The organism is Streptomyces fuscigenes (assembly GCF_021556455.1).
Classification (GTDB): Bacteria; Actinomycetota; Actinomycetes; order Streptomycetales; family Streptomycetaceae; genus Streptomyces; species Streptomyces fuscigenes.
Genome location: NZ_JAKGCV010000027.1, coordinates 16317 through 27283, shown reverse-complemented (window position 1 = coordinate 27283; position 10967 = coordinate 16317). Strand labels below are relative to the sequence as shown.

Below are 10967 nucleotides of genomic sequence, written 5' to 3'. Positions count from 1 at the left end.
GGCGCGGGACGGGCGCGCGTCGCCGCCCGCCCGGGCGCGGGCCTCGCCGATCTCGCGGGCCTCGACGACGAGGTGCTGGTCGCGCGGGCCGCCGACGGCGACGACGACGCGTTCGCGGTGCTGGTGCAGCGGCACGGGCCTGGGCTGCTCGCCCTGGCCCAGGGCCTGCTGGGCGACCGGGCCGACGCGGAGGAGGCCGTGCAGGACGCCCTGGTGGGGGCCTGGCGGCGACTGCCGGACTTCCGCGGCGACGCGGTGTTCCGCACCTGGATGTACCGCATCGTGACCAACCGCTGCCTGAGCGTCCTCCGTGCGCGGCCGCGCACGGAACCGCTGGACTCGGTCGCCGAGCCGGCCACGCGCGACACGGCGAGCCAGCCGGCCCGTGCCGCCGAGAGCGCCGCCACGAAGGAGGCGCTGGCGGCCGCCGTGCGCAGGCTCCGCGCCGACCAGCGGGCCTGCTGGATCCTGCGGGAGCTGGAGGGCCTGTCGTACGGGGAGATAGCGCAGACCGTGGGCACGAGCGAACAGACCGTGCGGGGTCGGCTGTTCCGGGCCCGGTGCAACCTCATGAAGGAGATGGCGTCATGGCGCTAGGCGATGCGGGCGCCACGCGGCGGGGCGGCGGGACGACCGAGGTCCGGGGGCCGGGGAAGGGCCTCTCGGGAGACGAACGGCTGCCCTGCGGCCGCCTCGTGCGCGAGGTGTGGGAGCGTGCGCGGGACGGCGGGGCCCGGCCCGATACTCACGCGGCCGGCTGCCCGTACTGCCGGCAGGCCGTTGCGGACCTGACGGCGCTCGACACCGCCGTGCGCGCCCTGCGCTCGGACCGGCCCAGCGGGCACGGCGTCGCGGAACGGGTGATGCGGGCGGTGCGTGCCGAGGGACGGTTCGGGCGGCTGCTGCCGCTGGACGGTGCCGACCTTTCGCTGCGGATCGCCGAGACGGCGGCGGCCGCCGTCCTGCGCCGGGCCGCCGACGGGGTCCCCGGCGTGCGCGCCGCGGGCTGCCGGCTGCTGCCCCGCGCGGACGGCCCGCGGACGGACATCGCCCTGACGCTGGCCGCGTCGCTCGACGCGCCCCTGACCGAGCGGGCGGACGAGGTGCGGCGGGTGGTGGCACGGACCGCACGGCGGACCATCGGCTTCACGCCGGGCCGCGTCGACGTGCGGATCGTGTCGGTGCTGGAGCCCGGCGAGGGAACTGCCGAGACGGGCGGGCCGGCCGGCGCGGAGGGTCAGGACGGGCGGTACGGAAGGCTCCCGGCCCCGGAACGGCGCGGGTGGAGCGGTGACGAGGGCGGGGGCGGGGGAAGCGGGGACGAGGGCGGGAGCGGGGGCAGGAGCGGGGGCGCGACATGAGCGTTCCCGAGGGAGTCGAGGTGCCCCGCGTCGCGGCGCGGGCGGCGCTGGCCGTTCCCGGCGTGACCGGCCTGCAGCGCACCCTGCGCCGTTCCCTCGCGGACGCGGCGCACCGCGTGCCGGCCCGGCGCGAGGCGCCGTCGCACGAGGCCGGGGTGAGGGCACGGCACGACCGCCGGAGCGGGACCTGGCATCTGGAGGTGCGGTGTGTACTGGACGACGGGCGCCGCGCGCTGGATGCCGCACGGGACGTGCGCGACAGCGTACGGACGCGGGTCGGCTCGCACCTCGCGGACCTGGAGGCGGAGGCGCCGGTGGACGTGACCGTCGAGGTGACCCGCATCGACACCCGCGCCCGGTGAACCTCGTGGCAGCGGGCCCGTCGCTCGCGCTCCGCCCTCCTGCCCCCTCTCGCGCGCTCCACCCTCTCTCCCCTTCTCGGGCTCCCCCTCTCGGGCGTGAGGCGGCGCCCGCCCCGCCGCCTCACCCGCGGTCCGCGGCTCCGCCGATGAGGGACCGGGCGACGGCGCGGCCGGACAGTCCGCTGACACCGGCCATGGGCCAGGTCGCCGCGCCGATCTGCCAGACGCCCGGGACGGCCGTGCGGTAGCCGCCCCGGTGCGCCGGTACGGGCCGCTGGGTCAGCGCCTGGTCCAGCGCGTTCGATCCCGCGGCGTGGTCTCCGGGCCCGGCGTTGGGGTTCTGCCGGGCCAGGTCGGCGGGGGTGGTGAGATGCCGCTCGTGCACCAGCGCCGTCAGACCGGGCACGTGCGGCTCCGTCTCTGCGAGGACCCGGTCGGCGAAGGCCTCCGCCGTCGCCGCGCTCCAGCCACCGGCGCCGAGACCGGTGCCCGCCGCGTCGCCCATCGGCCGGGCCGGGACGTCGAGGACCTGCAGCCGCACCACTGCCCGGCCCTCCGGGGCCCGCGTCGGGTCGACGGCGGTCGGCTCGTGCCAGGCGACGGAGGGGTGCTCGGGCAGCAGCCCCGCGTCGGCCTGCCGCACCGACGTGTCGAGGGCGTCGAGGCCCCGCCCCAGGTTGAGGCACCCGCCCGCGTCCAGCCGGCCGTCGAGGAAGTGCGGCCGCGCGGACAGCGCCAGGTTCATCTGGAAGCAGCCGCGCCGGTAGCGGTAGGCCGATGCCTGCGCGCGCACGCCCGAGGGCACACCGGGGGCGTTCCGCAGCAGCCGGCCGTAGAGGAGGTCGGGGGTCGTGGACACGACGACGGCCTCCCGCGCCCGGACCACCGTTCCGTCCGCGGTGCGCACGCCGACGCCCCTGCCGTCGCGCACGAGGATCTCGTCGACGTCCACACCGCAGTACGTGTCGCCGCCCCGTTCGGTGACGAGGGAGGTCAGGGCCTCGGCGAGCCGGCCGCTGCCGCCGACCGGGGTCGGGTTGCCCCCGGCGAGCGCGGCCAGGGCGAACACCGTCCACAGCGCTCCCACCGGCTCCCTCGGCCCCGCCCCGAAGTGCAGCGGCCACGGCGCCGCGAGGGAGCGCAGTTCCTCCGTCGCGAAGTGCTCGGTCACGAAGTCGCGGGCGTTCCCGGCGATGAGCCTCCCGAAGGGGACCGCCCCGTCCCGGCTGCCGTCGATGATGCGGTCGAGGGTCGCCACCGCACCCGGCTCGTCCAGGCCGGCCGCGAACAACCCGAAGAGCTCGGGGAGATGGGGGCCGACGGCATCGAACAGCCGGTCCCAGCGGCCCTTCTCGCCGAGCCGCTCCAGCTCCTTCGCGAACGCGTCCCGGTCGACGGGGGCCACCGCCGCCCGCCCGTCCGGCAGGGAGGAGCCGGTGGACAGCGGCGCCGTGACGTACTCCAGTCCGTGGCGCGCGAGATGGGGACCGAGTTCCGCCCACACCGGCCCGCCGACGAAGCCGGGGTGCGCCGCCGACCAGACGTCGTGCAGGAAACCGGGGGCGCCGAGCTCCCTGGTCCCGACGAAGCCACCGGGCCGGGGCATCCGGTCCAGCAGGCACACGCTCCGCCCGGCGTCGAGGAGGAGGGCCGCCGCGACCAGGGCGTGGTGGCCCGCGCCCACGAAGACGACATCCGCGGCCTCGGGTGTCCCCGGGACCTCCGGGATTCTGGGGGTCCCCGAGGTTTCCCGGGCTTCCGGGGCCGCCGAGGTCTTCGCCGTACGGGTGGAGACGGGTACGGGAGAGGCCCCTGACGCCCGGGGGGCGTCCGGTGTGCCCGGCGCGTGTGGTGTACCTGGGGTGCGTGGTGTTCCTGGTGTGTGTGCTGCGCCCGGCGCGGGTGGTGTGCCGGGTGCCTGCGCCGTGTCCGATGGGTGCGGAGTGCCGGGGACGCGTGGTGTGCCCGGTGCGCGCGGTGCGCGCGGTGCGTGTGGTGTGCCCGGTACCTCTGCCGCGGCCGGTGCGACGGGGGCGCCCGGCGCCTCCCGTGCGGCCGACGCTCCGGATGCTTGCAGGACTCGCGCTGTGTCTGGAAAGTCGCTCATGTCCACCGACGCTAGGAACGCGGACCGTCGCCCGCGCCGCGGCGACCGGCGAGCGGTCGTCCCGGCGGTGACGATCACCGGTCCGACCGCAGAGTGGTCACTTTCCGGCGCGAGTGGGACGATTCGACCATGGGAGCGGCGGACAGCGGAAGCTCGGCCGGGCCGCCTCGCTCGGTCGTCTCGACGGCCTTCACGCTGCTCGGCTGCCTGCGCCGGCTCGGCACCGCACGCGTCAGCGAGCTGGAGCGGGCGTCCGGCCTGCCCCGCACCACCGTCACCCGCCTGCTCGGGCAGCTCCGGCTCGCCGGCGCCGCCGAACACACCGCCGACGGCTGGCGACTGGGCCCCGTGATCATGGAGCTCGGGACCCAGGTCCCGGGCGAGCCCCGCTTGCGCGAAGTGGCTCAGCGGCCGCTCATGGATCTGGCCCGGGCGACGGGCGGTCTGGTCGCGCTGAGCGTCGACATCGGGGGCCGCCGGCTGGTGCTGGACGTGCTCCCCGGCAGCCGCCCGGTCGCGTTCGAGCCCCGCCCCGGCCCGATGGACGACGAGCACCTCGCGGCCATCGGCCTGCCCGCGGCGCGCCTCGCCACGGCCCGGGCGCACGCGCAGGCACGCGCCGGCGACCTGAGCCCCGTGATCGACATCGGGGACGTGGACCCGAGGGTCAGCTGCGTCGCCGCTCCGCTGCGCCTGTCCCGGTCGGACACGGGCGCGGTCTCCCTGATGCTGCCGCGCGAAGAGGGCATCGCCGACCACGTGGTCCGGGCCACGCGGCGGACCGCCGGCCGGATCGCCACGGAGCTGTCACGACCGGCCCCGACGGACACGGCCGCTCCCGGCCCGCCTCGACGGAGGAGCCCGCGCCCCGGGGGCGGCCTCCCGCCCGCCTGACGCCGCTCCCCCGCCCCGCCTCAAGCCCCCGGCCGCCCGAGTCCCCGGTCCGCCCGGCGAACCTTTCCCCGTACCCCCGCGCATCCCCGCGCATCCCCGCGCATCCCGCGCGCCTCCGCGCCGCCGGAGCCCCTCGCGCCGCCGGTGTCCCCGCACCGCCGGAGTCTCGCGAACCCCGGGGCCCGGCCCTGAAGTTGATCGACCGATGTTTGATTCTGTTTCTTTGTTCGCGGTATTGACCGAATATTCAACACGTAGGGACACTGGCCACCATCCTCCTCTGGTGAAGGGCGTCCGCCATGCCCCGTGTGCTGCCTCTCGTGTGGAGACTCACCCCCCTGTGGGTGCTCGTCCTGCTCGCCGCGTTGCTGACCGCGACGACGGCGGCCCCGGCCCACGCCGCCCCCGACACGTCGATCGGCATCGACGGCGGCAAGGGCGGCCGCACCTTCGACGGCATCGGCGCGATCAGCGGCGGCGGCGGTAATTCGCGCCTGCTGACCGACTATCCGGCCGCCCAGCAGAAGCAGATCCTCGACTACCTCTTCAAGCCCGGCTACGGGGCGAACCTCCAGCTGCTGAAGCTCGAGATCGGCGGCGACGCCAACTCCACCGACGGCTCCGAGCCGTCGATCGAGCACACCAAGGGCAAGGTCGACTGCGACGCGGGCTACGAGTTCTGGCTCGCCGAGCAGGCGAAGAAGCGCAACCCGCACATCGGGCTGTACGGGCTCGCCTGGGCCGCACCCGGCTGGATCGACGGCGGCTTCTGGTCCACCGACACCATCGACTACCTGATCACCTGGCTGGGTTGCGCCAAGCAGCACGGCCTGGACATCGAGTACCTCGGCGGCTGGAACGAACGCGGGCACGACGCCGGCTGGTACGTCCGGCTGCGCTCCGCGCTCGACGCCGCCGGGTACTCCCGGGTGCGCCTCGTGGCGGACGACAGCGGCTGGGACGTCGCGGACGACATGGCGAAGGACCCGGCGTTCGGCAAGGCGGTGTCCATCATCGGCGCGCACTACCCGTGCCAGGGCGACGGCGGCCCCGCCGACACCTGTTCCAGCACGCAGACCGCGCAGGACAGCGGCAAACCGCTGTGGGCGTCCGAGAACGGCTCGCAGGACATGAACACCGGCGCGCCCGCGCTGATCCGCTCGATCACACGCGGCTACGTCGACGCGAAGATGACGAGCTACTTCAACTGGCCGCTGCTGGCGGCGATCTACCCCAATCTGCCGTACTCGACGGTGGGCCTGGCCACCGCCGGCTCCCCCTGGTCGGGCAACTACTCCGTGGGCGCGAACACCTGGGCCACCGCCCAGGTCACCCAATTCGCCCAGCCGGGCTGGTCGTTCGTGGACTCCGCGTCGGGACACCTCGGCGGCAGCGAGTCCAACGGCAGCTACGTCACCCTGCGGTCCCCCGGCGGCAAGGACTACTCCACGGTCCTGGAGACGACGTCGGCCACCGACACGCAGACCGCTCACTTCTCCGTCACCGGGGGGCTGTCGACGGGCACCGTGCACGTCTGGGCCACCGACGTGAACCACCCGAGCCCGGCCACCGAGTTCGTCCACACCGAGGACATCCGCCCGAGCGGCGGCGCGTACTCCCTGACCATGAGGCCCGGCTACATCTACACCGTCACCACCACCACCGGCCAGGGCAAGGGCACGGCGACGGCCCCCGCCGCCCACCCGCTGGCGCTCCCCTACACGGACACCTACGACCACGACGCGGCGGGCACCGAGGCGCGGTACCTCTCCGACATGCAGGGCTCGTTCGAGGTGCAGAAGTGCGCCGCCGGGCGCCGCGGGATGTGCCTCCAGCAGATGGCGGCCACCAAGCCGATCGAGTGGCAGGACGACAGTGACGCGTTCACCCTGGTCGGCGACCCCACCTGGAGCGACTACTCGCTCCACTCCGACGTGGAGCTGGCGCGGCCGGGGACGGTCGAGCTGATCGGCCGCGCCGGGCTCCAGAACCGTCCGCAGTCCCACCAGCAGGGTTACCTCTTCCAGATCAGCGACACCGGCGTGTGGACGATCCTCAAGAGCGACGCGAACGGTGTGCGCACGGTGCTCTCCCGCTCCGCGACCACCCCGCTCGGCACGGGCACCTGGCACCGGCTCGGGCTGTCCTTCAGCGGCTCGACGATCACCGCGTCCGTGGACGGCAAGGACGTGGGCGTCGCGCACGACGGCAGCTACACCGCCGGCCAGGGCGGGCTCGGGCTCACCTCGTACGACACCGACCAGTTCGACAACCTGTCCTTCCAGAAGACCGCCGCCGCCCGGCCCTCCGCACAACTGGCGCTCACGCCCTCGGCGAAGAGCGTCCGGCGCGGCAAGCCGGTGGACGTGACCGCGACGTTCTCCGTGCCGGCGCACGCCGGGAAGGCCGAGGGGATCACGATCGGCCTCACGGCGCCCGGGTTCACGTTCGACGGGCAGCCGCAGGTGTTCGGCGAGGTCGCACCAGGTCACAGCGCCGTAGCGACGTGGACGCTGACCGCGCCCACCGACAAGGCGTCCACGGCGGACATCGGCGCGACCGCGACCTACGCGCGGGGCGGTGTGGCGCAGTGGCTGCGCCAGGACACCCAGGTGGCGGTCACGAACCCGCCGCCGCCCTCGGGCGTCACCGACGTCAGCAGCCTCGACTTCGTGGCGTCCACGAACGGCTGGGGCCCGGTCGAACGCGACCAGTCGGTGGGCGGCACCAACCCGGACGACGGAACGCCCCTGACCATCGGCGGCACCGTCTACGCCAAGGGCCTCGGCACCAACGCGGTCAGCGACGTCACCGTCTACCTCGGCGGCGCGTGCTCGTCGTTCAGCTCGACCGTCGGCAACGACGACGACGCCGGCAACCAGGGCTCCATGACGTTCAGCGTCGTCGGCGACGGCAAGACCCTGGCGTCCACGAAGACCGTCAAGGGCGGCGATCCGGCGCAGAAGCTGACCGCGGACGTGAGCGGCGTGCAGACGCTGGACCTCGTGGTGGGCGACGCCGGCGACGGCAACGCCTACGACCACGGCGACTGGGCCGCGCCGACGCTGACCTGCACCGGCTGACCCGGCGGGGCAGCCCGCGGAGCCGCCGCCGTCCGTCTGCCCCGGGCGGCGGCTCCGGGGGCTTCGGGGGTTTCGGGGGCGGCCCGCGCCGATCCCGGCGGGGGTACACCCGGCCGTACCGCCGCCGGCGGGGGGCCACCCGCCCGTACCGCCTGACTCACCAGACCCACCGGGACCACCTCACCCACCGGCCGCGGCTGGTGTGCCGACGTCCGATCGGGTGTACTGCTCGGGGCCGACACGAGCGGCCGGGCGACGTGCGGGGACCACCGCGGAGCGGCCCGGCCCCACGGATGGAGTCAGGATGAGCAGGGCCACGAGGACGGAGAACCCGCCCCCGCCGTCGCCGCACGCCGCGGACGGCCACGGCCTGATCCGCGTGCACGGGGCGCGCGAGAACAACCTCAAGGACGTCAGCGTCGAGATCCCGAAGCACCGGCTCACGGTGTTCACCGGGGTCTCGGGGTCGGGCAAGAGCTCCCTCGTGTTCGGCACGATCGCGGCCGAGTCGCAGCGGCTGATCAACGAGACGTACAGCACCTTCGTCCAGGGCTTCATGCCCACCCTCGCGCGCCCCGAGGTCGACGTGCTGGAGGGGCTGACGACGGCGATCATCGTCGACCAGCAGCGCATGGGGGCCGACTCCCGCTCCACGGTCGGCACCGCCACCGACGCCAACGCGATGCTCCGCATCCTCTTCAGCCGCCTCGGGCAGCCGTACGCGGGCCCGCCCGGCGCGTTCGCCTTCAACGTGCCCTCGGTGAGGGCGAGCGGCGCCATCACGGTGGAGCGCGGCGGCAGCCGGACGGTGAAGCAGACCTTCAGCCGCACCGGCGGCATGTGCGTGCGCTGCGAGGGCCGCGGCACGGTCTCCGACATCGATCTGCGCCGGCTGTACGACGAGGACAAGTCGCTCGCCGAGGGCGCGATCACCGTCCCCGGCTACAAGGCCGACGGCCACTGGACCGGCCGCATGTTCACGGAGTCGGGCTTTCTCGACCCGCACAAGCCGATCCGCGACTACAGCGAGCGCGAGCTGCGGGACTTCCTGCACCGCGAGCCGACCAAGATCAAGATCAACGGCATCAACCTCACCTACGAGGGGCTGGTCCCGAAGATCCAGAAGTCGTTCCTCTCCAAGGATCCGGAGGCGCTGCAGCCGCACATCCGCGCCTTCGTCGAAGAGGCGGTCGCCTTCACGTCCTGCCCCGACTGCGGCGGTACCCGGCTCAGCGAGAACGCCCGCTCGTCGATGATCGGCGGGATCAACATCGCGGACGCCTGCGCGATGCAGATCAGCGACCTCGCTCGGTGGGTGCGCGGGCTGGACGAGCCCACGGTGGCGCCGCTGCTGGCCTCGCTCGGGGGGACGCTCGACTCGTTCGTGGAGATCGGCCTCGGCTACCTCTCGCTCGACCGGCCCTCGGGCACGCTCTCGGGCGGCGAGGCGCAGCGCGTCAAGATGATCCGCCACCTCGGCTCCTCGCTCACCGACGTGACGTACGTCTTCGACGAACCCACCACGGGGCTGCACCCGCACGACATCCAGCGGATGAACGGCCTGCTGCTGCGGCTGCGCGACAAGGGCAACACGGTCCTCGTCGTCGAGCACAAGCCCGAGGTGATCGCCGTGGCCGACCACGTCGTCGACCTCGGACCGGGCGCGGGCTCGGAGGGCGGGAGCGTCTGCTTCGAGGGCAGCGTCGAGGCCCTGCGCGGCGCGGGCACGCTCACCGGCCGCCACCTCGACGACCGCGCCGCGCTCAAGGAGTCGCCGCGCAAGCCCACCGGGGCGCTGGCGATCCGCGGCGCGAACGCGCACAACCTGCGCGACGTGGACGTCGACCTCCCGCTCGGCGTGCTCACGGTCGTCACCGGCATCGCCGGCTCGGGCAAGAGCTCGCTGCTGTACGGATCGCTCGTGGACGTGCCGGGGGCGGGGGCCGGGGTGGTCGCGATCGGCCAGGGGCCCATCCGCGGCTCGCGGCGCAGCAACCCGGCGACGTACAGCGGGCTGCTCGACCCGGTCCGCAAGGCCTTCGCGAAGGTCAACGGCGTGAAGCCGGCGCTGTTCAGCGCCAACTCCGAGGGCGCCTGCCCCGCCTGCAACGGCGCGGGGGTCCTCTACACGGACCTCGCGATGATGGCGGGCGTCGCCACCACCTGCGAGGAGTGCGACGGGAAGCGGTTCCTGGCGTCCGTCCTGCAGTACCGCCTCGGCGGGCACGACATCAGCGAGGTCCTCGCGATGTCCGTGGCGGAGGCGGAGGAATTCTTCCGGGCGGGCGGCCGCGGGGCCGCGGAGGCCGGCGCGGCGACGCACGCGAAGGCCGCGCACGCGGTGCTCGGCCGCCTCGCCGACGTCGGACTCGGCTACCTCCGGCTCGGGCAGCCGCTCACCACGCTGTCCGGCGGCGAGCGCCAGCGCCTCAAGCTGGCCACGCAGATGGCGGGCAAGGGCGACGTCTACCTGCTCGACGAGCCCACCGCGGGCCTCCACCTCGCCGACGTCGAGCAACTGCTCGGCCTGCTCGACCGGCTCGTCGACTCCGGGAAGTCGGTGATCGTCGTGGAGCACCACCAGGCGGTCATGGCGCACGCCGACTGGATCGTCGACCTCGGTCCCGGCGCGGGCCACGACGGCGGCCGCGTCGTCTTCGAGGGCACCCCGGCGGACCTCGTCGCGGCCCGCTCCACCCTGACGGGCGAGCACCTGGCCGCGTACGTCGGGGCCTGAGGGGCGGCGGGAGCGGTCGGGGGCGGGGGCCGTTGAAGCCGTGGGGATCTCGGAAACGTGAGCCGCTGCCCGAAGGGAACCGGGGAACGCCGCCACGGTTCGGAGGCTTCCAGTGGGGCAGGACCAGTTCGACTCAAATCCGACTTGAGCTCGGACTCAAGTCAGCATAGAATTTGTGCGTGAAGCGAAGAGACCTCATGAAACGGCTGAAGCAGGTCGCAGCTGAGAAGGAGGTTGACTTCACGGGGCCGGAAGGCAGCGGACGCGGGCGGCACGAGACCTACAAGATCGGCGCCGTCAAAGTCCATGTCCCTCGGCACTCCGAGATCGCGGAGGGCACCGCCGAATCGATCATCCGGACGGCCGAGGGGGCGTAAGCTCGCTCGGCCGTCCGGGCCACCGTCTCCACACCATCGAACTGAG

At 74.1% G+C, this 10967-nt stretch carries 8 protein-coding genes; 7 read left to right on the top strand and 1 reads right to left on the bottom strand.

The window, feature by feature from the left end:
- Nucleotides 1–72: 72 nt before the first annotated feature.
- From L1885_RS05425 to L1885_RS05415, 3 genes are read left to right on the top strand one after another with little or no spacing between them, the layout of a single operon-like run.
- Entirely contained in the window at nt 73–597 is a 525-nt protein-coding gene (locus tag L1885_RS05425) for an RNA polymerase sigma factor (protein WP_308117278.1), read from the top strand.
- Nucleotides 588–1361, top strand: coding sequence for a hypothetical protein (locus L1885_RS05420; protein ID WP_235795811.1), 774 nt, complete (start codon nt 588–590; stop codon nt 1359–1361). Before L1885_RS05425 ends, L1885_RS05420 begins: the two co-directional genes overlap by 10 nt.
- A complete protein-coding gene (locus L1885_RS05415; protein ID WP_235795810.1) occupies nt 1358–1723 on the top strand; it encodes a hypothetical protein in 366 nt (121 codons plus the stop codon). The genes L1885_RS05420 and L1885_RS05415 overlap by 4 nt, the downstream gene beginning before the upstream one ends.
- Nucleotides 1724–1844: 121 nt before the next feature.
- Here the strand turns inward: L1885_RS05415 and L1885_RS05410 are convergent, their stop codons facing one another.
- The gene (locus L1885_RS05410) at nt 1845–3407 is read right to left on the bottom strand and encodes a phytoene desaturase family protein (RefSeq protein ID WP_235795812.1); all 1563 of its coding nucleotides are present in this window, start codon (nt 3405–3407) and stop codon (nt 1845–1847) included.
- Nucleotides 3408–3959: 552 nt separating this feature from the next.
- Between L1885_RS05410 and L1885_RS05400 the strand changes: the two genes are divergently transcribed.
- The 4 genes from L1885_RS05400 to L1885_RS05385 all read left to right on the top strand — a co-directional run bounded on the left by L1885_RS05400 (nt 3960) and on the right by L1885_RS05385 (nt 10921).
- Entirely contained in the window at nt 3960–4724 is a 765-nt protein-coding gene (locus L1885_RS05400) for a helix-turn-helix domain-containing protein (protein WP_235795809.1), read from the top strand.
- 299 nt (nt 4725–5023) lie between these two features.
- Nucleotides 5024–7807 (top strand): NPCBM/NEW2 domain-containing protein, encoded by a 2784-nt coding sequence (locus tag L1885_RS05395; protein ID WP_235795808.1) that lies wholly within the window; start codon nt 5024–5026, stop codon nt 7805–7807.
- A 304-nt stretch (nt 7808–8111) separates the two neighbouring features.
- Nucleotides 8112–10544, top strand: coding sequence for an ATP-binding cassette domain-containing protein (locus tag L1885_RS05390; RefSeq protein WP_235795807.1), 2433 nt, complete (start codon nt 8112–8114; stop codon nt 10542–10544).
- Between the two features lie 179 nt (nt 10545–10723).
- Nucleotides 10724–10921: a hypothetical protein gene (locus tag L1885_RS05385; protein ID WP_235795806.1), complete on the top strand. Its 198-nt coding sequence runs from the start codon at nt 10724–10726 to the stop codon at nt 10919–10921.
- The last annotated feature ends 46 nt before the right edge of the window (nt 10922–10967 follow it).